Annotated in this window: 12 protein-coding genes and 2 pseudogenes; 6 read left to right on the top strand and 8 right to left on the bottom strand. The window is 71.9% G+C overall.

Features of this window, described 5'->3' with window-relative positions; genetic code table 11:
• Positions 1-69: 69 nt before the first annotated feature.
• The 5 genes and pseudogenes from ACZ434_RS13405 to ACZ434_RS13425 all read right to left on the bottom strand — a co-directional run bounded on the left by ACZ434_RS13405 (position 70) and on the right by ACZ434_RS13425 (position 6,978).
• Positions 70-2,247 carry a 3-hydroxyacyl-CoA dehydrogenase NAD-binding domain-containing protein gene (locus ACZ434_RS13405; protein ID WP_468455027.1) on the bottom strand — a complete coding sequence of 726 codons (2,178 nt, stop codon included), beginning with the start codon at positions 2,245-2,247 and terminating at the stop codon, positions 70-72.
• Positions 2,248-2,287: 40 nt separating this feature from the next.
• Positions 2,288-3,503 (bottom strand): annotated as a pseudogene (locus tag ACZ434_RS13410) (acetyl-CoA C-acetyltransferase).
• A gap of 43 nt (positions 3,504-3,546) precedes the next feature.
• Entirely contained in the window at positions 3,547-4,689 is a 1,143-nt protein-coding gene (locus ACZ434_RS13415) for an acyl-CoA dehydrogenase family protein (RefSeq protein WP_468455029.1), read from the bottom strand.
• 43 nt (positions 4,690-4,732) lie between these two features.
• Positions 4,733-5,758: an LLM class F420-dependent oxidoreductase gene (locus ACZ434_RS13420; protein WP_468455031.1), complete on the bottom strand. Its 1,026-nt coding sequence runs from the start codon at positions 5,756-5,758 to the stop codon at positions 4,733-4,735.
• A complete protein-coding gene (locus tag ACZ434_RS13425) occupies positions 5,758-6,978 on the bottom strand; it encodes a CaiB/BaiF CoA transferase family protein (protein WP_468455033.1) in 1,221 nt (406 codons plus the stop codon). The genes ACZ434_RS13420 and ACZ434_RS13425 overlap by 1 nt, the downstream gene beginning before the upstream one ends.
• A 313-nt stretch (positions 6,979-7,291) precedes the next feature.
• Here ACZ434_RS13425 and ACZ434_RS13430 point away from each other — a divergent pair, with 313 nt between their 5' ends.
• The 5 genes and pseudogenes from ACZ434_RS13430 to ACZ434_RS13450 form a co-directional block, all read left to right on the top strand.
• A complete protein-coding gene (locus ACZ434_RS13430) occupies positions 7,292-7,999 on the top strand; it encodes a TetR/AcrR family transcriptional regulator (RefSeq protein WP_468455035.1) in 708 nt (235 codons plus the stop codon).
• A gap of 340 nt (positions 8,000-8,339) precedes the next feature.
• Positions 8,340-10,217: a Na+/H+ antiporter NhaA gene (gene nhaA / locus ACZ434_RS13435; RefSeq protein ID WP_468455037.1), complete on the top strand. Its 1,878-nt coding sequence runs from the start codon at positions 8,340-8,342 to the stop codon at positions 10,215-10,217.
• 47 nt (positions 10,218-10,264) lie between these two features.
• Positions 10,265-10,921 (top strand): trimeric intracellular cation channel family protein, encoded by a 657-nt coding sequence (locus tag ACZ434_RS13440; protein WP_468455039.1) that lies wholly within the window; start codon positions 10,265-10,267, stop codon positions 10,919-10,921.
• A gap of 177 nt (positions 10,922-11,098) precedes the next feature.
• Positions 11,099-12,358 (top strand): amidohydrolase, encoded by a 1,260-nt coding sequence (locus tag ACZ434_RS13445; protein ID WP_468455041.1) that lies wholly within the window; start codon positions 11,099-11,101, stop codon positions 12,356-12,358.
• Between the two features lie 289 nt (positions 12,359-12,647).
• A pseudogene (locus ACZ434_RS13450) lies at positions 12,648-13,057 on the top strand (carboxymuconolactone decarboxylase family protein); the annotation flags it as partial.
• A 92-nt stretch (positions 13,058-13,149) separates the two neighbouring features.
• Here the strand turns inward: ACZ434_RS13450 and drmC are convergent.
• The 3 genes from drmC to drmA are packed head-to-tail and all read right to left on the bottom strand — an operon-like array spanning position 13,150 to position 19,627.
• Complete coding sequence (gene drmC, locus ACZ434_RS13455) at positions 13,150-13,914, bottom strand: DISARM system phospholipase D-like protein DrmC (RefSeq protein ID WP_468455043.1); 765 nt, start codon at positions 13,912-13,914, stop codon at positions 13,150-13,152.
• The gene (drmB, locus tag ACZ434_RS13460; protein ID WP_468455045.1) at positions 13,911-15,806 is read right to left on the bottom strand and encodes a DrmB family protein; all 1,896 of its coding nucleotides are present in this window, start codon (positions 15,804-15,806) and stop codon (positions 13,911-13,913) included. The genes drmC and drmB overlap by 4 nt, the downstream gene beginning before the upstream one ends.
• The gene (gene drmA, locus ACZ434_RS13465; protein ID WP_468455048.1) at positions 15,803-19,627 is read right to left on the bottom strand and encodes a DISARM system helicase DrmA; all 3,825 of its coding nucleotides are present in this window, start codon (positions 19,625-19,627) and stop codon (positions 15,803-15,805) included. The genes drmB and drmA overlap by 4 nt, the downstream gene beginning before the upstream one ends.
• 179 nt (positions 19,628-19,806) lie before the next feature.
• Between drmA and ACZ434_RS13470 the strand changes: the two genes are divergently transcribed.
• Entirely contained in the window at positions 19,807-21,978 is a 2,172-nt protein-coding gene (locus tag ACZ434_RS13470) for a UvrD-helicase domain-containing protein (RefSeq protein ID WP_468455050.1), read from the top strand.
• Positions 21,979-22,060: the final 82 nt, after the last annotated feature.

The following is a 22,060-nucleotide window of genomic DNA, read 5'->3' on the forward strand; positions in this document are numbered from 1 at the left end:
ACGGCCTCCTGGCGTGCTGGACGGTCGGGGTCGGAGCGGGGGGTGGCGAGGGGGTTCGGGTGGGCGGTGTCAGTCGTCGGTGAAGGTCTCGCCGCGCTCGGCCCTGCGCAGCAGCGACGGGGGCGGGGTGAAGCGGTCCCCGTGGCGTGCGGCGAGTTCACGCGCCCGGGCGACGAATCCGGGCAGGCCGCCCTCGTAGCCGTTGATGTACTGCAGGACGCCGCCGGTCCAGGCCGGGAAGCCGATGCCGAGGAGGGAACCGATGTTGGCGTCCGCGACGGAGACCAGCACCCCCTCCTCCAGGCAGCGCACGGAGTCGAGGGCCTCGACGAAGAGCATCCGCTCCTTGAGCTCCGTCAGGTCGGCCTCGCGCAGCGCCGGGTCGGCGAAGTGCTCCCGCAGTCCGGGCCAGAGCCGGGTCCGCCGGCCGTCCTCGCCGTACTCGTAGAAGCCGGCGCCGCCGCTGCGGCCCGGGCGGCCGAACTCGTCGATCATGCGGTCGACGACGGCCTCGGCGGGGTGTGCGGTCCAGGTGCCGCCGGCCTCCTCGACGGCCCGCTTCGTCTCGTTGCGGATCCTGCGCGGCAGGGTGAGGGTCAGCTCGTCCATGAGGGAGAGCACCTTCGCGGGGTAGCCCGCCTGGGCGGCGGCCTGTTCCACGGTGGCCGGGTCGTAGCCCTCGCCGACCATGGCGACGCCCTCGTCCATGAAGCGGCCGATGACGCGGGAGGTGAAGAAGCCGCGCGAGTCGTTGACGACGATCGGGGTCTTCCTGATCTGCCGCACCAGGTCGAAGGCGCGGGCCAGCGCCTCGTCGCCGGTCCGCTCGCCCTTGACGATCTCCACCAGCCGCATCCGGTCCACCGGCGAGAAGAAGTGCAGCCCGATGAAGTCCTCGGGACGGCTCACCTCACCGGCGAGCGAGGTGATGGGCAGGGTGGAGGTGTTGGAGCAGAGCAGGGCGTCGGCGGCGACCGCGCTCTCGGCCTCCTTCAGCACCTTCGCCTTGAGGCCGGGGTCCTCGAAGACCGCCTCGATCACGGCGTCGCAGCCCGCCAGGTCATGGGCGTCGGCGGTGACCGTGATCCGGTCGAGGTGAGCGGTCCGCTCGGCGTCGGTGGCCCGGCCCGCGGCCACCGCCCGGTCCAGCAGCCGCGCCGAGTACGCCTTGCCCCGCTCGGCCGCCTCGACGGTCACGTCCTTGAGGACCACGTCGATCCCGGCCCTGGCACAGGAGTACGCGATACCGGCGCCCATCATCCCGGCGCCGAGGACGGCGACCTTGGTCACGGTGCGGGCCGGCAGGTCCCGCGGGCGGTTGGCGCCCGCGTCGACGGCCCGCAGGTCGTAGAAGAACGCCTGGATCATGTTCTTCGTGGTCTGCCCGGTCACCAGGTCGGTGAGGTAGCGGGCCTCGATGACGAACGCGGTGTCGATGTCGACCTGGGCGCCTTCGACGGCGGCGGCGAGGATGTTGCGCGGGGCCGGGTAGGGCGCGCCGGCCAGCTTCCTGCGGAGCGTGGCGGGGAAGGCGGGGAGGTGGGCGGCGAACGCGGGGTGGGCCGGGGTGCCGCCGGGGATGCGGTGGCCGGGCCGGTCCCAGGGCTGGGCGGACTCGGGGTGGGCGTCGATGAACGCCCGTGCCTTGTCGAGCAGTTCGGCCGAGTCGGCGGCGATCTCGTCGACCAGGCCGGCGGCGAGCGCGGGCGCCGGCGCGTACTGCTTGCCCTCCAGGAGCACCTTCTGCAGCGCGTCGGCGATCCCGAACATCCGTACCGTGCGGGTCACTCCGCCCCCGCCGGGGAGCAGGCCCAAGGTCACCTCGGGCAGTCCCACCCGGGCGGTGGGGCGGTCCAGCAGAACGCGGTGGTGGCAGGCGAGCGCGATCTCGTAACCGCCGCCCAGCGCGGTGCCGTTGAGGGCGGCCACGACGGGCACGCCCAGCGTCTCCAGCCTGCGCAGGGCGCGTTTGACGCGCATGCCCGCCTCGAAGGAGCGGTCGGCGGTCTCGGGGGTGACCGCGCTCAGGTCGCGCAGGTCTCCCCCGGCGAAGAAGGTCTTCTTCGCGGAGGCCACGATGACGCCCCTGAGGGTGTCGCGGCGGCCCTCCAGGCGGTCGACGACCGCGTCGAGGGAGTCGATGAACGCCGCGTTCATGGTGTTCACGGACTGACCGGGATCGTCCAGGACCAGCGTGACGACCTGGTCGGCGTCCTGTTCCCAGCGGATGGTGGTGCTCTCGGTCATGAGGGAGTCTCCGTTAGAGGTGGCGGGTCGCTGGGGGCGGTCAGAGGCGTTCGACGATGGTGGCGATGCCCATGCCACCGCCGACGCACAGCGTGGCCAGGCCGTAGCGCTTGTCCTGGCGTTCGAGTTCGTCGACGAGCGTGCCCAGGATCATCGCGCCGGTCGCACCCAGCGGGTGCCCCAGCGCGATCGCACCGCCGTTGACGTTGACCTTGTCCAGCGACAGACCCATGTCCTTCACGAAACGCAGCACGACCGCCGCGAACGCCTCGTTGATCTCGACCAGGTCGATGTCGTCGATGGTCAGCCCCGCCTTCGCGAGCGCCTTGCGGGCCGCCGGGGCCGGGCCGGTGAGCATGATGGTCGGCTCGGACCCGGACACGGCCGCGGAGACGATCCGCGCACGCGGCGTCAGCCCGCCGCGCTCGCCGGCCTCCCTGGGAGCCGATGGCGACCAGGGCGGCGCCGTCCACGATGCCGGAGGAGTTGCCCGCGTGGTGGACGTGGTCGATCCTCTCCACCCAGTGGTACTTCTGCAGCGCCACGGCGTCGAAACCGCCGAGTTCGCCGATGTCCGCGAAGGACGGCTTCAGTTTGCCCAGCGAGTCGGCGGTGGTGCCCGGACGCAGGTGCTCGTCGTGGTCCAGGACGACCAGACCGCTGCGGTCCCGCACCGGGACGACCGACCGCTCGAAGCGGTTCTCCTTCCAGGCGGTCGCCGCCCGCTCCTGCGACAGGGCCGCGTACTCGTCCACGTCCCGCCGGGAGAACCCCTCGATGGTCGCGATGAGGTCCGCACCGATGCCCTGCGGAGCGAAACCCGTGTCGTGGTTGGTCAGCGGGTCCATGGACCAGGCCCCGCCGTCGCTGCCCATCGGGACACGGGACATGGACTCCACGCCCCCGGCGAAGACCAGGTCCTCCCATCCCGAACGGACCTTGGCCGCCGCCATGTTGACGGCTTCCAGACCGGAGGCGCAGAAGCGGTTCTCCTGCACCCCCGCCACCGTGTCCGGAAGTCCGGCCGCCATCGCGGCGATGCGGGCGATGTCGGAGCCCTGGTCGCCGACCGGGCCGACGACACCGAGCACGATGTCGTCCACGGCCGCCGGATCCAGGTCCGGGAAACGGTCACGGAGCTCGTGGATCAGCCCGACGACCAGATCGATGGGCTTGGTCCCGTGCAGGGCGCCGTTCGCCTTGCCGCGCCCGCGCGGAGTGCGGATCGCGTCGTACACATACGCTTCGGTGCTCACGAGGAGGCCTTTCACTGGGAGGATGTGCGGCGCGAGGGGTGGGTCAGCCGAGGACCGAGCGGCCGATGATCTCCTTCATGATTTCCGTGGTGCCGCCGTAGATCGTCTGGATGCGGCCGTCGAGGAACGCCCTGGCGACCCGGTACTCCGTCATGTAGCCGTAGCCGCCGTGCAGTTGGAGGCACCGGTCGACGACCCGCTTCTGCAGTTCGGTGGCCCACCACTTGGCCATCGAGGCATGGGCGGCGTCCAGCCGTCCCGCGCTGTGTTCGGTGATGCAGCGGTCGACGAAGCTGCGGGTGACGGCGCATTCGGTGGCCATCTCGGCGATCTCGAACCGGATGTGCTGGAGCCGGGCGAGCGGACGGCCGAAGGCCTCGCGCTCCTTCACGTAGTCCACGGTGAGTTCGAGGATGTGCTCGGCCGCTGCCGCGGCGCCCACGGCGATGGCCAGCCGCTCCTGTGCCAGGTTGGCCATGAGCGCGGCGAACGCCTGGTTCTCCCCGCCGAGCAGGTTCTCCTTCGGCACCCTCACGTCGTCGAAGAACAACTCGGCGGTGTCCTGCGCCTTCTGGCCGATCTTGTCGAGGTTGCGGCCCCGTTCGAAGCCGTCCATGCCGCGTTCCACGACGAGCAGGCTCTGCCCGGAGCTGCCGCCCTCGGGGGTGGTGCGGGCCACGACGACGACCAGGTCCGCCAGGATGCCGTTGGAGATGAAGGTCTTGGCGCCGTTGAGGAGATAGTGGTCGCCCTGGTCGGTGGCCGTGGTCCGGATGCCCTGGAGGTCGGAGCCCGCCCCGGGTTCGGTCATCGCGACGGCCGTGATCGTCTCGCCGGAGGTGAAGCCGGGCAGCCAGCGGCGCTTCTGTTCCTCGGTGGCGAGGCGGGTCAGGTACGGGCCGACGATGTCGTTGTGCAGGCTGAGTGCCAGGCCGGACGCGCCGGCGCGGGCGAACTCCTCGATGAGCACGGCGCTGTGGCGGAAGTCGTCGGTGCCTCCGCCGCCGTACTCGGGGTCGACGGCGAGACCCAGCAGGCCCTGCCGGCCGGCCGCGCGCCACACCTCCCGGCTCACGACCCCTTCCCGCTCCCAGCGGTCGTGGTGCGGCAGCACCTCCTTCTCCAGGAAGGTGCGCACGGTGTCGCGGAACGCCTCGTGGTCCGCGGTGTAGATGTCTCGCTGCATGTCGTCTCCGCGTCGGTGGTTGTACTGGGCAACGGGCCGCCGGCTAGAGCCAGTTGCGGACCTTCTCGACGAGCCGGGCCGGGTCGGGGCCGACGGGTGTGACGTTGAGCATGGTCACGCCCGCCTCGCGGAACACCTCGATGCGGTCCCGTACGTAGCCCTCCGGGCCCGCCAGGCAGAGGAGTTCGCAGAGTTCGGCCGGGACGGCGGCCTCGGCCTCCCGTTTGCGGCCCGCCAGGTAGTGCTCCTGGACGGCGGCGGCCTCGGCCTCGTAGCCGTACTGGCAGACCAGGTCGTAGTAGAAGTTGCGGCCGGGGGCGCCCATGCCGCCCACGTACAGGGCGACGAGCGGACGCATCAGGTCGCGGACCTCCTCGGCGCCGTCCCCGACGGCGAGCGGTCCGCCCGCCACGACGGACAGCGGGCCCAGCGACGGGTCGCGCCGGGCGGTGCCCTCGGCGAGGGGGCCGCTCCAGACCTTGGCCGCGTGCTCGGGCGCGTAGAGGAACGGCAGCCAGCCGTCGGCGATCTCGGCGGTCATCCGCACGTTCGCGGGGCCGAGGGCCGCCACGTACACGGGGATGGTGTCGCGGACGGGGTGGGTGAGGAGCTTGAGGGGTTTGCCGAGTGTGCCGCCCTTCTCCGCGGGGAGCGGCATGTCGGTGATGCCGTGGTGCTCGATGACCTCGCGGCGCCAGATGCGCCGGGCGAGGCCGATGGTCTCCCGGGTGCGGCCGAGCGGCTTGTCGTAGCGCCGGCCGTGCCAGCCCTCGACGACCTGCGGGCCGGAGGCGCCGATGCCGAGCAGGGCGCGTCCGCCGGTGAGGGCGTCCAGTCCGGCGGCGGTCTGGGCGATCAGGGCGGGGGTGCGGGAGTAGACGTTGAGGATGGCGGAGCCGATGCGCAGCCGTTCGGTGCGGGCGGCGAGGTATCCCATGACGGTCGGTGAGTCGAAGCCGTAGGCCTCGGCGACCCAGATCGCGTCGAGCCCCGCGGACTCCAGTGCGGCGGCCTCGTCGGCGGCCCTGCGCGGGTCGCCCGCGTACTGCAGGGGCGTGGACAGTTCCATCAGCGTCCGTCCTCGGGGTGGGTGCCGGTGGGGTGCGGGGCGGCGGTCAGGGCGGGGACCCGCCAGTCCTCGGCCACCTCGTGCTGGTGGGCGCCGGGCGGGGCGGGCGGGCGGCGCAGGGTGCCGGGGGTCGTGGAGAAGCGGGGGGCCACTCCCGGCTGGACGATGCCGCGCTCCTCGGTGAAGGTGCCGCGGTGGGCGAGGTGGGGATGGCGGGCGGCCTCCCCGAGGGAGAGGACGGGCGCCACGCAGGCGTCCGTGCCTTCGAAGACGGCGGTCCAGGCATCGCGGTCCGCGGTCCTGAAACGCGCGGCCAGCCGGGCGCGAAGCTCCGGCCAGCCGCGCGGGTCCAAGCGGTCGGGCAGGTCGTCGGTGTCGATGCCGAGGAGCTTCACGAACTCGGCGTAGAACTGGGGCTCCAGCGCGCCGACCGCCATCCAGCCGCCGTCGGCCGTCTCGTAGACGGCGTAGTAGGGGCAGCCTCCGTCGAGGAGGTTGCGGCCGCGGCCGTCCTGCCAGGCGCCGGCGGCGAGCATGCCCTGGATCATGGCGGTGAGGTGGGCTGTGCCGTCGACGATCGCCGCGTCCACCACCTGCCCCTGGCCCGTGGCACGGGCGGTCAGCAGCGCGGCGAGCACACCGACGACGAGGTAGAGGGAGCCGCCCGCGTAGTCGCCGAGCAGGTTGGCGGGGATCGCGGGCGGGCCGTCCGGGTCGCCGATCATGCCGAGGGCGCCCGCGGTGGCGATGTAGCCGATGTCGTGCCCGGCGGTGGGCGCGAGCGGTCCGTCCTGGCCCCAGCCGGTCATCCGGCCGTAGACCAGAGCCGGGTTGACGGCCCGGCACTCCTCGGGACCGATGCCGAGCCGCTCCGCGACACCCGGCCGGTAGCCCTCGACGAGGATGTCGGCGCGGGCGGCGAGGTCCCGTACGGTGCCGGGTCCGTCCGCCGATTTCAGGTCGACGAGGACGGACCGCTTGTTGCGGTTGGTGACGTCGCGGGCGGGTTCGATGCCGAGGGGCGGCACTCCGGGACGGTCGACGCGTACGACGTCGGCCCCCAGGTCGCCGAGGAGCATGGCGGCGAAGGGGGCCGGGCCGATCCCGGCGAGTTCCACCACCCGCACGCCGGTCAGCGGACCGGCGCGCAGCGGCGGCGGGGTGGTCCGGCGACCGGTCGCGTCGTCGTGGCGGTCGGCGGTGTCGCTGGTCGAGCTCATGGGTCCCTCTCTCGCGGCAGGGGTGGGCGGCCAACCCCCGAACCGGGCTCTACTTAGCGCTCGCTAAGAAGGTAGAGCGGGGTGAGAGAGGGGTCAATGACCGCGGCGCCGCGAACTTCCCGAACGACAGTAACGACAGGGAAATTGGGCCCACTTGGCCGATGACCGCGCCCCGGAGGACCGGTCCGCCCCCGCCGGACCGGAGAGGGGGACCCTCCGCTCCTGATCGGTCGTTAAGTAGAATGGGGTGGGTGTAGCGGCGCGCCACGGACGTACCATGGCGCTCGCCCGGCATTCCATCGGAGGAGCACCGTTGAGCGCGCAGTCAAGCCAGGAGACCACCGCCCCACCCCACTGGAGCAGTTACGGCCCGCTCGATCTGCACCCGATCCTCCTGCATGCCATGGAGGCCTTCAACGAGCACGGCTATCACGGCACTTCGGTCCGGGACATCGCCGGCCGGGTGGGCGTCACCGTCCCCGCCCTCTACTACCACTACGAGAACAAGCAGGCTCTGCTCGCCACCCTGCTCGAGACGTCGATGAAGGACGTCCTCGACCGCTGCCGGGCCGCCGCCGCCGAGGCGGGCGACGAGCCGCTCCCCCGCTTCTGCGCCATGGTCGAGTCCATCGTGCTCTACATGGCCAACCGCAAGGGGCTGGCGTTCCTCGACACCGAGATCCGCAGTCTCGAACCGGACAACCGTGCCCGCTACGTGGCGCTGCGGGACTATCTCGAGCACATGCTGCTCGACACGGTCGAGGCCGGCATCGCGCGGGGCGTCTTCACCACGCCCATCCCAGCCGACGCGGTCCGGGCCGTCCTCATCATGTGCCAGGGCGTGGCCAACTGGTACCGGGCCGACGGTCCGCTCGGCGCGGCGGAGATCGCCGAACGGCATGTGCTGCTCGGCCTCGGCACGGTGGGGCATCCGGGCGCGGTGGACGGCCGGGCGGCGGCCGTCGCGGGCCGCAGGGGGACGCCTTCGAAGACACGGGCGACTCCGAAGGGCCGCCGCTGAAGGAGACGTACGGGGCGGCGTCGCGTCCCCGAGCCCCGCGCACCGGCCGTGTGCGTGCCCGCCCCGGCGCCCCGTGACCTGAACGGCGCAACGGACCGCTCCCCCGGGGCGCTGAGATCCGCGCCAGGGGCAACGATCGGACGGAGGAGACCACCGGAGAGGACGGGACACCCCATGCATCGCACACCGCGTCGGCCGCTGACGGTCCTCGTCGCCGGGCACCGCGCCCCGGACTGACTCCCCGCCGGGCACTCTTCCCGGACCGTGCGCCCGTCGACGCGCCGTGCCGGAAGGTCCGTGCCCCACCGACTCGATGCCGGCGGGACGGCGAGGGGACCCTGTGACGCCCACGAAGAACGACCGGACCTCCCAGACCGAGGCAGGGAGGCAATCACTGGCCGCCCAGCTCTCCGACCGGGTGCGCGCCTATCTGTCCACGGAGGCCGGCAGCGCGGGGCTGCTCCTGGCGGCCGTGGTGGTGGCCCTGGTGTGGGCCAACTCGCCCTGGTCCGAGGGGTACGAGTCGCTCTGGGCGACCGAGGCGTCCGTGTCGGTCGGCGACGCCGAACTCTCCATGGATCTCGGGCACTGGGTCAGCGACGGCCTGATGGCCCTGTTCTTCTTCGTCATCGGCCTGGAGGTGCGCTACGAGGTCTCGGTCGGCGCGCTCGCCGGCCGCCGCCGCATCATGCTGCCGGCCATCGCGGGGATCGGCGGGATGGTCGTTCCCGCGGGGATCTACCTGGCGATGGCCTCGGGCAGCGGGGCCGCCGGCGGCTGGGGGGTGGTCATCGGCACCGACACGGCGTTCATGCTCGGGGCGCTCGCCGTGGTGGGGCCCCGGTTCGTGACCCAACTGCGGGTCTTCCTGCTGGCCATCACCGTCATCGACGACATCGTCGCCGTCAGCGTGATCGGCCTGGTCTACTCGGACACCGTCCGTCTGCTCCCCCTGCTGGGAGCGCTCGCTCTCTGCGTGGTCCTCGCCGCGCTCACCCGTCTGGGTGCCTGGCGGACGGCCCCGTACCTCCTCGTCGTTCTCGCGCTGTGGCTCGCCACCCTCGGGGCCGGTCTCCACGCCTCCATCGCCGGCATGCTCGGCGGTCTCCTCATCCCCGCCCATCCCCCCGCGTCCGAGGCCGTGGACCGCGCCACCCGGCTCGCCCGCGCCTTCCGCCAGTCGCCCCGCGCCGACGTGGGGGCGTCGGCCCGTATCGGCCTGCAACGCGCCGTATCGGTCAACGAGCGGCTCCAGCTCATGCTGCACCCCTGGGCGAGCTACGTGGTCGTCCCGCTGTTCGCCCTGGCCGGCGCCGGCATCGACCTGCGCGGAGGTGCCCTGGAGCGCGCCCTGACCTCATGGCTCACCTGGGCCGTCGTCGTCGGCCTCGTCGTCGGCAAGCTGCTGGGCGTCTGGGGCGGAGCCCTGCTCGGCACCCGCCTCGGCCTCGGAAGGCTCCCCCAGGGGGTGGGACCGGGACATGTGATGGGCGGCGCCGTCCTGTCCGGGATCGGCTTCACCGTCTCCCTCCTGATCGTCCGGCTCGCCTTCGAGGATCCGGTGCCGTACACCCAGGCGACCGTGGGTGTGCTGCTGGCGGCCGTGTTCGCCACGGCGCTGGGCTGGCTCGTGTTCCACCTCGCCGCGGTGCTGCGCGGCGAGACGTCGGCCGATCTTCCCCGGCGCCTGGACCGTCCGGTCGACCCGGAGGAGGACCACCTGGACGGCCCCACGGACGCGCCGCTCACCCTGGTGGAGTACGGCGACTTCGAATGCCCGTACTGCGCCCGCGCCACCGGGGTCACCAAGGAACTGCGGCAGCGGTTCGGCGACCGGCTGCGGTACGTCTTCCGGCACCTGCCGCTCCCCGACGTCCACCCCCATGCCGTCCTCGCCGCACGCGCCGCCGTCGCCGCCGGCGAGCAGGGCCGCTTCTGGCCGATGCACGACATGCTCTACGCGCACCAGGACCGGCTGGAGTTCGAGGACATCGCCGGGTACGCCATCGAGATCGGGCTCGACATCGGGCGGTTCCTGGACGACATCGACGACGAGCGGACCGCGGAACGGGTACGGGCCGACGCGGCCAGCGCCGAGGCCAGCGGCGCCCGCGGCACACCGACCTTCTTCGTCGGCGGCCGGCGGCACACGGGACCGTACGACGCGGAGACGCTCGCCGTCGAACTCGAGAAGTCCGCGCCGCACGGCCCGGCCTGACCACGACGACGGGGGCTGCCGGTGTCCGGCGGGGTATGCAGACCGGTATGAGCTCCCAGCCCGTGGCGCTGTTCGCCCTCGACCTGACCGGCACCTTCGCCTTCGGGCTGAACGGGGCGCTGACGGCGGTGCGTGCGGCGCGGCTGGACGTGGTGGGCGTGGTGGTGCTCGGCATGATCACGGCGATGGGCGGCGGTTTCATCCGGGACGTCCTCATCGACTCCCTGCCGCCCGCCACGCTTCTCGACTGGCGCTACTACACGCTCGCCGCCGTGGGCGGGCTGCTCGCCTTCGCCCTCAGCAGGCACCTGCGGCGGCTCGAGGCACCGATCAACGTGCTCGACGCGGTCGGACTCAGTACGTTCGCGGTCATCGGCTCGACCAAGGCCCTGGACGCGGGGCTCGGTGTCGCGCCGTCGATCCTGCTGGGCGTGATCACCGCGGTGGGCGGGGGCACCATCCGCGACATGCTCGTCGGTCAGATCCCCTCGGTGCTGCGCACCGGCCTGTACGCCGTCCCCGCCCTGGTCGGTGCCACGGTGACCGTGGTCACCGTGGAGACGGGGGTGTACGGGCTGCCGGCCGCGCTCGGAGCGGCGGCGGTCTGCTTCCTCATCCGCATGCTCGGCCTGCGCTACAGCCTCAACGCACCGGAGCCGCCCGAGACCAGGGCCCGCCGCGACTCACGGGAACCCGGCGCGTAGGCCGGCGCACAGGCCGGCGCGCAGGCGGGTCCCCGGCCGGCTCCCCCGTACGGCCCTCCCCCGCGCCGCGTCCTCGCCGGGTGGCCGGAAGCGGGGCCGTGGGTAGGCTCGGTCACGGCCCGCCCATGGTGCCGATGCGACGGGCGACGAAGCGCTGTCACCACGCCGGGAGCCCCGATGAACCATGCCGCCGCCCGTACCGTGCTGGACGGCCTCGCCGCCGTCCGTCCCGCGCTGGAGGACCTGTACCGGGACCTGCACCGGCACCCGGAACTCGGTCTGCGGGAGCACCGCACGGCGCAGAAGGCGGCGGACGCCCTGCGGGATTCCGGCTACGACGTCACCGAGGGCGTCGGCGGCACGGGCGTCATCGGGGTCCTCGCGAACGGGGACGGCCCGGTCGTCATGGCCCGGGCCGACATGGACGCGCTGCCCGTCCGCGAACGCACCGGGCTCCCGTACGCCTCCACCGAGACGGTGACCGACCCGGACGGCGGCGAGCAGCCGGTGATGCACGCCTGCGGCCACGATGTGCACGTGACCTGCCTGGTCGGCTGCGCCCAGCTGATGAGCGGGCACCGGGACGCCTGGCGGGGAACGTTCGTGGCCCTCTTCCAGCCCTCGGAGGAGCAGGGCAACGGCGCGCGGGCCATGATCGAGGACGGTCTCACGGCGAAGTCCCCCCGGCCCGACGTCGTACTCGCCCAGCACGTCCTGCCCTACCCGGCCGGCTATGTCGGCACCCGCCCGGGGTCCTTCCTGTCCGCCGCGGACAGCCTGCGCGTCACCGTCCACGGCCGCGGGGCGCACGGCTCCATGCCCCAGGCCGCCGTCGACCCCGTGGTGGCGGCCGCCATGATCGTCGTACGGCTGCAGACCGTCGTCAGCCGGGAGCTGGCCGCCACGACCCCCGCCGTGCTGACGGTGGGCAGCATCCACGCCGGCAGCGGCCCCAACGTCATCCCGGACCGGGCCGTCGTCGAACTCAACGTACGCACCTACGACGACACCACGCGCACGCACGTCCTGGAGGCCATCGAGCGCATCGTGAAGGCCGAATGCGCCGCCTCCGGCTCCCCCCGGCCGCCCGAGATCGAGCGGACCGCCTCCTTCCCGCCCACCGTCAACGACGAGGAACCGACCCGGCGCATCGCGGACGCCTTCACCGCGTACTTCGGCGCCGGCGCCCACACCGTCGAACTGCAGACCGCCAGCGAGGACATGAGCGAGATCCCCCGGGCCTTCGGCGCACCGTTCACCTACTGGGCGATCGGCGGCACCGACCCCGATCGCTACGCCGAGGCCGCGAGGAACGGCACCGTCACCCAGGACGTCCCGGTCAACCACAGCGCCACCTTCGCCCCCGTCGTCCAGCCCACCCTGGACACCGGCATCGCGGCGCTGACGGTGGCGAGCCTGGCCTGGCTGGGCGGCTGAATCGCGTGCGCCGAGCGGAGCAGGGCGGTGCTCCGCGTGTGCGGACGGCGTGGAGGCCGGTGACGAGACAGACCGTCGTCGAAGCGGACCGTGAGGACGGTGTCGAGGACGCCACCCGGCCGGACCAGCAGCGCGGCACGGCGGTTGCCCGCCACCGGCCGCAGCGACACCTCGACGGTGAGCCCGCCCGGCCGGGCCGCAGCAGGCGGACGACCTTACCCGTCCCCGCCACCGACCTGAGGACCGGCTTGCTTGATGCCGCCTCCGTCGCCCAGCAGGTCGACATGCCATGGACCCCGGGTTCAACCTGTTCGAGAACGAGATCGCGGCCAGGTTCGTCAAGCGGTTCGCGGGCCTTGGCCTGCTGATCCACGACTCGCCGCTACCGAGGAGCACCCAGGAACTGGTGTCGTTGCGCGCCAGCCAGATCAACGGTTGCGGCCACTGCATCGACATGCACGTCAAGGAGGCCGGGGGCGAGAGCGCGGTCCGGCTCCATCTGGTCGTCGCCTGGCGCGAGTCCGCGATGTTCACCTAGGCCGAGCAGGCCGCACTCGCCCTCGCCGAGGAGGGCACCCGCCTCGCCGACGCCCCGAAGACATGGTGCTCCTGGTAGCCCTGATCAACGCGGCCGAACCGCTCGCGGTGATCGTCCACCAGAAGGGCGGCTCGTACGAGGCGGGCATGTTCGCTGAGGCGGTGGAGGGGTGGGCGCGGGGGCTTCCGGCCCACCCCGGGTCACTCGGTCCCGGGCGGTGCGGGCCGTCCTCCTCCGCGGCACCGGGCAGCGGTCACGGTCGAAGCAGCGCGAGGACGCCCGCCCGTTGCAGCTCCACCACGTGCTCCGCCGCCCGTCGTGGCGCCTCACCACCGCTCACCAGCACCCCCGCCTCGATGTTGCGGTGCGCGGCGGACTCGGTCAGATTGGCGCTGCCCAGGAACAGCGTGCGCCGGTCGGCGACCGCGAGCTTGGCGTGCTGGCGCGAGTGACGATGGACGTCCGGGTCTCTCGCCCAGTGCCACAGACTCAGCCCGGGAACGGACGTGAACGCCTCAGCCGGCTCGCGGCCGGCGAGGAGCCCTCCGGCGCCGGCCAGCGTCTCGACGACGATATGGATCCTCACGCCCCGCTCGGCTGCCGCCGTGAGAGCCCGGGTCAGCGCCGTGTACGGGCGGGCCGCGTAGGTCATGGCGAGCAGTTCGTCCTGGGCCTCGTCGATGACGTCGACCAGTACCTGGGCGGTCGCTCGCACAGGCACACCCGGTGACGAGGGACCGCTCCACACCGTGCGTACCCGCACCCTGTCCCGGGCCCGCAGCGTTGCCGCGACATAGCCCCGCACATAGGCGGCCGCCTCCTGGAACGGGACCGCGTCCCGCTCCATCGCCTCGTACAGGTCCGCGAGAACCTCACCGGCCCCCGGCGCGGTCAGTTCGACCAGAGCACGCTCCTTGCTGCCTCTTCGTGCCAGCAGGCCGGCCAGGTCCTTTCCCCGGGACGGGCCCAGGACCGCCACGGCGGACTCCGTGGCGGCCTCGAACGCGCGCCGGCTCACGGCAGCAGGCCGACCGGTGTCAGCACCTGCTCCTTGTCCCCGGACAGCGGAACGAGGAAGCGGCGGTCGAGGAACCGGTTGGCGCGCTCGCAGGTGGTCTCGGAGACGAAGAGGCAGACGTGGCAGGCAGCTCCGTGGAGGTAGTCGCCGGGGTCGTGGGGCAGCCGCTCGGAACAGAGCGGATCGGCCGAGCAGTGCCCGGCGTCGGCCAGGGCCCGGCGGACGATCCTGCCGAACTCCCGCTCCTCGGCGAGGGAGACGAGTCCGCCGAGGGTGCCCTCGGAGTCCGGAACGGCCGTGTAGATCAGGATCCCGGTCCTCGGGTTCTGTTCGTCGCCGGCGTAGATCCGCTCGGCCAGCGATGCCGAACTGTAGCCGCACTCCAGGGCGATGGTACGGATCAGCAGGTGCGAGAGGGTGTGCAGCGCGATGTAGCGAGCGCCGGGCCAGCCGTGGAAGGGGTCGAAGTCGCTCGTCTTGCGGTCCGACTTCCGGTTGGCCCGGAACCGGCCGTAGGCCTCCCGGTGTGCCTCCATCTGTGGAGATTTCTCCATGCGCGCCACCCACTCGGCCATGAGGTCGTCCCGCACGCGCAGGAAGACGCCCTCTCCGCGGACCTCGCTGGCGGGTACCCAGTTCTGCGTGCCCCGGGACAGGTCCACCCGGGTCGCGATCTCCGGGGACTCGGGGTCGGGGGCGTCGAGACGGGTGAAACCGATCAACGCGCGTGCCTCGCGCAGCCGCTCGACCTGGCGAACGTCCGAGAACAGTTCGTCCAGCGGGGCCGGGACGGAGACCGGTCGGAGGGCGAAGTCGTCACTGGGCGTGGGGACCGGTCCGGACAGAGCATCCCATTCGGGGCGGAAGAGGTCGGCCTGGACGTCGGGGGCGGAAGGGGCCGGTCCGTCGAGCCCCCGCTTGCGGGCCGTGACCGCCGCGAAGACGGCGTCGGCGTCGAACTCCTTGAGGAACCCGAACTGGGGCAGACGCGCCATGAAGGCGAGCTCACTGCGGTCCTCGACCTTCTCCAGTTCCGGCCAGTGGTCGTCGAGCAGCTTGTCGATGTCCCCGCCCTGCCCCTTGGGCAGTGCGAGCGCGCTGAGGGTGAGCGGGAACCACTGATTGGAGGCGCCCGCGACCATCAGCACCGAACCCCGGTCGCAGCCGTTCGGCTCATAGGTGCCCAGGTGGGGATGGCGGCCCCGGCAATGGGGCAGGTGACGGCGCCCGCGTTCGCCCATGGCCTCGCGGATGTTGCGCTTCGCTCCGCAGGCGACGCATTCGATGGTGACGTTGGCCGCCTGGTTGCCGCCATGGTCCTTCATGCGCAGCTTGGGTCGCGGGATTTTGCCGCAGGCCTGCCCGTGGTGGACGTACGGGGTGTACGGGAACTCGTCGAGGTGACCGGCCGTGCAGGCGAGGGTGAAGCGGGCGGCCACGGCGAGCGGGGGCTTGCCCCGCTTGCAGTCGTGGACGAACTTCGCCTCGTGCGGTGTGCGGGGGTTGCCGTTGAGGAAGGTGAACTCGTCGGAGTCGACGGCGGCCAGGACATCGCAGGCCGTGCAACGCAGCCACTGCGGGAACGGTGCGACGGGCACTCCGACGCCTTGCGCGGCCCAGCCCTTCGGATCCGTGTCGCCGCCCTCCAGCCAGGGAGCGGCCCTCAACTGCTCGATCTGTGCGCGTCCGTAGCGCTGGAGCGAGCGGTTGACGGCGGCACGCAGCCGGGGTTCGTCGATGTCGTAGTCGGTGATGCCGGAGTAGCTCCATGCGTCGAGGCCCCTGACGAGAACCGAGAAGTTCGGCAGGTCGACGAGGGAGCCGACACCGGCGGTGAACATGAGGTGGCTGGGGCGGACGGCCCCGACCCTGCGGTTGCTCCAGGTGTTCATCGCTGTCCCCTCCTGGGCGTGTCCGCGGTGGTGGATCCATATTCGTCGCTGTCCACGGTGGCCGCCGAATCATGGTCGGTATCGGTGTCGGCCGCCCCGAAGTTCCAGTCCGGGCCGCCTCCCGAGGGATCCGCGAGGAACGCTCCGCCACCGGGCAGAAGCAGGTTGATCTCGTTCTCCGTCTCGCGCATCGACATACCGACGGTCAACTCGGTCCACCGGGACCCGTCCGCCCGCCGGAGCAGCCCATTCACGACGGTGGTCTTGTGCTTCTCCTTGCGGTAGCCGAGAGCCGAGCTGTTCTCGTCCCGCTTGCGGCGCCACTCGTCCTTCAGCCGGTCCAGCCGTTCGCTCAGGTACTGGCGGGGAAGGTCGCCCCCCACCCGTTCCGCGCGTTCCAGCAGCCGGCGCTCGACGTCCCTGGCGAGGGGACCGTCGAGATCCACGTGGTGGGCGTCCAGGTTGCGTGAGGTGTCGTGAGCCGCCTGACGCAGCGCCGCCACGTAGGTGGCGGCGACGCCCCGGTCGAGTGCACGGCGGGTGAACGGGGTGACGGAGAGGGCCTCGACCTGGCGGTAGAAGGTGGCGTGGTAGTGCTCGAAGTCCTCATAGTGGGCGAGGTCCCGGGGACGCGACCAGTTGTAGAGGGTCACGACGAGACCGGGGCGCGAGGCGTCACGGCCGACACGCGAGGACGCCTGGATGTACTCGGCGGTGTTCTTGGGCTGGCCGACGACCAGCATCAGGCCGAACCGCGAGACGTCTACGCCGACCTGGAGCATGGAGGTGGCCAGGACGACGTCGACCGCCTGCCTGGCGATCGGCGTCATGGCGGCACGGGGTTCCCGTTTCTCCTTCATGGCCACCGCGTACTCCCGCAGGAAGGCGCGTCGCCGCTCCGAAGTGTCCCGCTCGGGGTCGAACTCGGCCTCCAGGCGCTTGAGTGCGGCGCCGATGTCCGCGGAGGAGATACGTGAGGTCAGTTCCTGGATGCCGAGCATCCCGGTTCGGCTCACGATGCGGTCGGCCAGCGTCTCCTGACCCCTGCGGCTGCCGTTGGAGCGCACCCGGCTGGTGATCTGGTCGTCCATGTACCGCCGCATGCCCGCGAGTTCACGCGTCGCGTTGAAGTAGCCGACCAGGGTCATGTACGGGTCGGCCGGCTTGCCGTAGTCGTCGAAGAGCTGCTGTGCGGCCAGGAGCAGGATCTCTGCGACCCGGATCTCGGCAGCCTTGAGGCGGGTGCCGTGCGCGCACACGCCCAGGTAGCGACGGCCGGGGTCGGTGCGGCTCAGCTCGACTTGGCGGGAGAAGAACGTGTCCCCGACGTCGAGTACCTGCGGCGGGAAAACGGCGACCTTGCGCCCGAAGACACCCAGCACCTGGTCGGCGGCCCGTTTGGTCGTCGCCGTGGAGGCGACGATCTTGGGTCCGATCTCGTGGCGCTGGCCCTGGACGTCGGTGACGCTCCAGGTGCACAACTGGTCCACGGCGGATTCGAAGAGACCGACAGTGGTGCCGAGGGCGCCGGAGATCAGATGCAGCTCGTCCTGGATGATCAGGTCCGGGGGCCGCAGGCGCGTCACCGGCTGCGCGGTGACGCCGGGCAGGTCTCCCCTGGCGTTGTGACGGCTACCGCAGCCGGTCTTGGCGTCGAGGTCGTCGTGGCGGTAGCCGTGGCGCGGACACAGCTCGGTGACCCTGCCGAACAGCAGACCGGCGTATCCGTTCCAGGGCAGCTGGGCGAACTTGTCCACGGTGGCGATCAGCAGGGAGGGCGCGAGCCGGTAGATCTCCTCGTCGACCGTGAGCACCGGGATGCCCTCGCCGGGCGACTCGCGCCGGGAGAAGGGGCAGCGGTCCTCGCCCTCCCCGCGCGGGCAGTACAGCAGGACGCGGCGCCGCCCCTCGTCGTACTCCATGTGCGAGCGGGCCGTCAGTCCGCTTCCGCACCACGGGCAGGTCAGGACCTGGAGGACGCGCGCGTGCTTGTCACTCGCGCTCTCCCGGGCCTCGGCGATCTGATCCTTGGCCTCGCCGAACCAGTTGGGCGAGACGGAGGTTCCCACCCACAGCCCGATGCGGAACGGGGTGGCGCCCCAGCGGGCGTCCCGGGCGAACTCCTCCCGGCGCAGTACCTCGCAGGCGCTGACCAGGGCAGCGGCGCGCTGGAACTGCTGGGCGGTCAGCAGGCGCAGGGTGTAGCGCATGAGGACGCCGACGCCCGCCTCGCCGCTGCGCGCCTCCGTGCCCGTGCCGATCGTGCCCTGCAGGCGGCGCAGCGCGAAGGTGTAGGCGGCGAGGCCGAGGTAGGCCTCCGTCTTGCCTCCACCGGTCGGGAAGAACAGCAGGTCGACGAGGGCTTCGCGGCCGGTGCCGCGGTGGGGGTGTCCGGGCCTGCTGAGGGAGTCGAGGTTCAGCAGGACGAAGGCGAGCTGGAAGGGGCGCCAGCTCGCGGCCGCCTTGCCCTTCGCGTGGATCTCGTCGTACGCATCCCGGTAGGAGGCGCGGTCGTCCTCGCGGCCGGCGCGGGCCGCGGCGATCGCGGTGTTGCGGCGCTGGAGCGCCATGGCCCGGTTGGCGAACCGGAAGGCCTCCAGGGCGGTGTCGTCGGCCACGAGCCGGTCGATGCCCAGGGTTATCCGGTCGCAGATGTCCAGTGCCTGGTCGATGGCCGCGTCGGCCGATGCGCGCAGGTCGTCGGGGAGCGAGCGCGCCTTGCGACGCTGCCGGTCGAGCCAGGTGCCGTAGCCGTCGGCGAGCGGGGCCAGTGCGGCGCTGAGTGCGGTCCGGCGCGCGGGAACCGCGAGAGCCGCGAGTTCGTCCATGCCGAGTTCGAGGCCGCGGAGCAGATCCTGCTCCTCCACGGTGGGTGCGGTGGTGGCCCGTACGTCGTACTCGGGAAGCCAGGTGGTGGTGAGCCGGTGGGCGTTGCGTTCCCCGTCCCGCACCTGGGCGTGCACGGCGACATTGCGGCCCTTGGCGTGGCTGAGGCTGTCCCGGTAGAGGAGCCGGAGCCGGCGTTCCTCGGCGTCCTCCGCGCCGTTGCCTCGGTGGGCGGGATCGAGCGGGTCGTCGACCGGGAGGAAGACCGCCGCCTGGTCGTCCGGGAAGGCGGTGACGTCGATCCGGGTCTGGAAGAGCCAGTGGGCGTCGCGGGCCTCACGGCTGTCCTGCTGCCGGTTCACCAGAGCCAGCTCGACGACCCGGAGGCCCTCGGTCCCGCCTCCGCCGGAGTGTCTGCGCACCTGTACGTCGAGGACGGCCGCTCCCCCTTCGAGTTCGACGATCCGGTCCGCCAGGTCCGTCACGTCGATGTCCACCGGGTGCTCCACGGGCTCGCGCGACCAGACCCTGCGGGTGGTGCCGCGGTCGGTGGCCTCCTCCGACTGCGTGTAGCGCCCCCAGCGGACGGTGACGCTGAGCGTGCCGACGGAGGCGGGGACCGTGAAGGACAGCCCCATGGACGACGCCCAGATGTGGCCGGCGGCCTGCGGGGTCAGCCGGTCCTGCAACTCGGTGTCGTCCCCCTCCTGCTCGTCACCGGATTCCCCGTCCGCGCTCTGGGCGGCCACGAGCGCGATCCGGTCGGCGGTGACGCCCTGGGGCCGCGGACCGAGCATGCCCACGAGATACCGGTCGCGTGGCCCGGACGAGGCGCTCGGCAAGGTTTCGGCCTCTCCGTCCCAGGGGCCCAGCAGATCACGACGGATGTACGTCACGAGTCCGTCCCGCACCTCGTACGAGTCCCCGGCGCGGAACGTCTGGGGCACTTCGTCGAGCGGGTGCGGGACAGCGGCCTGGGCGGGCTGGGCCGGCATGCGGTGGGTCCTTTCGGACGGATCCGATGGAGCACGAACGGGAACCGAACGTGTGACAGCACACAGAGCTTAGACCGTTGACTCAGTTCACACAATGAGTATCGGACGCTCCGTCGCTCCCGCTCGCCGGGGTCTCTAGGCTGGTCCCGACCACCGCCCGCCCGTCACCGAGGACGCCGATGCCCCGACTCGCTCTCTCCGACGACTTCGTCGCGGATCTCATCTCGCTTCAGCGACCGGTCCAGAAGGAAGTCGGCGACGCGATCCAGATGTTCCGCAGCATGACCGTCCCCCAGCTCCACGCGAGCAAGGGCATGCACCTGGAGAAGCTGGAGCGGGCACGCGATCCCCGGATTCGCACCATTCGCATCACCAAGTTCTACCGGGGTGTCCTCCTGGCCCCCGACGACGGCAGCGACCTCTTCATGCTGTTGCGGGTCGCGCCGCACGACGAGGCGATCAACTGGGCTTGCAAGCGCGCCTACTCCGCCAACGGCGCCACCGGCGGCCTGGAGGTGCGCAACGTCGAGGCGCTCGAACAGATGGAGACCTACTTCGAGACCAAGGCGGACACCACCCCCACCCGTCTCTTCGCAGGACACTCCGACACCGTTCTGCGCGACCTCGGCGTCGACGACCAGGTGCTGAGGCTGGCCCGCGTCTGTGTCACGGCCGACGACCTGACGGTCATGGCGCCCCCGATGATGCCCGCCGACCAGTACGAGGTGCTGTGGTTCCTGGCACAGGGCGAATCAGCCGAGGACGTCTGGGAGCAGTTGATCGCCCCGCGGGGCCAGACCGTGCGCACTGCGGAGGAACGGCCGGCGGTCACGCTCACCGAGGCGATCCTCAACACGCCCGACCGCATCGTGGAGGTGACGGGCCCCGGCGAGCTGGAACGCATCCTCACCGAGGACTTCACCCGCTGGCGGATCTTCCTTCACCCCGCCCAGCGCCGCTACGCCTACCATCCCGGCTTCAACGGCCCCGCCCAGGTCACCGGCGGGCCGGGCACCGGCAAGACGGTGGTCGCCCTGCATCGCGTACGGCACCTGCTGCGCACCGGTCGTGAGGGCGACCGGATCCTGCTGACCACCTTCACCAACGCCATGGCGGCGGCCTTGCGGGACAGCCTCGCGCTGCTGCTCGGTGACGCCGACGCCCATCTGCTGGACCGTGTCGACGTCACGACGGTGGACTCGCTCGCCGCGCGCGTTCTCCGGGAGGCGCGGGGCGGTTCCCCGAAGCCCTTGTCGGCCGCCGCCGAGAAGAGTGCCTGGACCCGTGCCGCTGCGCGCGAGGAACTGCCGTGGACGGAACAGTTCCTGTCCCAGGAGTTCCGCAACGTCGTCCTGGCACAGGGGCTGCGCACACCCGAGGAGTACCTGCGCTGTGTACGCCGAGGACGCGGCACCCAGGTGGGCCGGGTGCAACGGGCCCGGTTGTGGCGGGTGATGGAGCGGTTCACGGCGGACCTCGCCTCGCGCGACGCGGCGACGTACACGCAGGTGTGCGACCGGGCGGCACGCATCCTCGCCGAAGGCGCACCGCGCTACCGCCATGTCGTCGTGGACGAGGCGCAGGACCTGCATCCGGCCCAGTGGCGGGTGCTGCGCGCCTGCGTCGCCTCCCAGGCCGACGACATGTTCCTGGTCGGCGACCCCCACCAGCGCATCTACGACTCCCGCGTCTCGTTGCGCTCGCTGGGCATCGACGTCCGGGGACGCACCTCCCGGCTCCGCCTCAACTACCGCAGCACGGAGGAGATCCTGCGCTGGTCGGCGTCCCTCCTCGACGGTCAGCCGGTGGGCCGGCTCGGCGAGGACGACGACGAGGACGGCGGCCGGGACTCCCTGCGCGGCTACCGGTCCCAGTTGCACGGCCGCGTCCCGGCGGCGCGCGGATACGGCAGCCAGGACGAAGAGTTGCGGGCGCTGGTCGAGCAGGTGCGCACCTGGATCGAGCAGGACGGGGTGAAGCCGTCCGAGGTGGCGGTGTGCGCCCGGTTCAACACACTGGTCGACGGCGTCATCACCCGCCTGCGACGGGAGCGCATCCCGGCGGTGGCCGTCAAGGACAACCCGGGGCCGGACGTCTCCGGTGTCCGCGTTGCCACCATGCACGCGATGAAGGGGCTGGAATTCCGGTGCGTGGCGGTGGTGGGCCTGACGTCGAGCGTGCTGCCGTTCGCCCCGCAGGTGACGCCGGCCGAGGTCGATCCCGTCCAGCACCAGTCGGACCTGCTGGCCGAGCACTGCCTGCTGTTCGTGGCCTGCACGCGGGCTCGGGACGCGCTGGCGATCTCGTGGAGCGGTGAACGCAGCCGGATGCTGGACCCGGTGGCCGGCTGAGACACACGGTGCCCCGGACCCTGTTCCGGGTCCGGGGCACCGAGGCCTTCGCCGCGGAGTGCTCTGCGCGGAGCTCTGTGGG

Source organism: Streptomyces sp. NPDC030893, assembly GCF_055571535.1.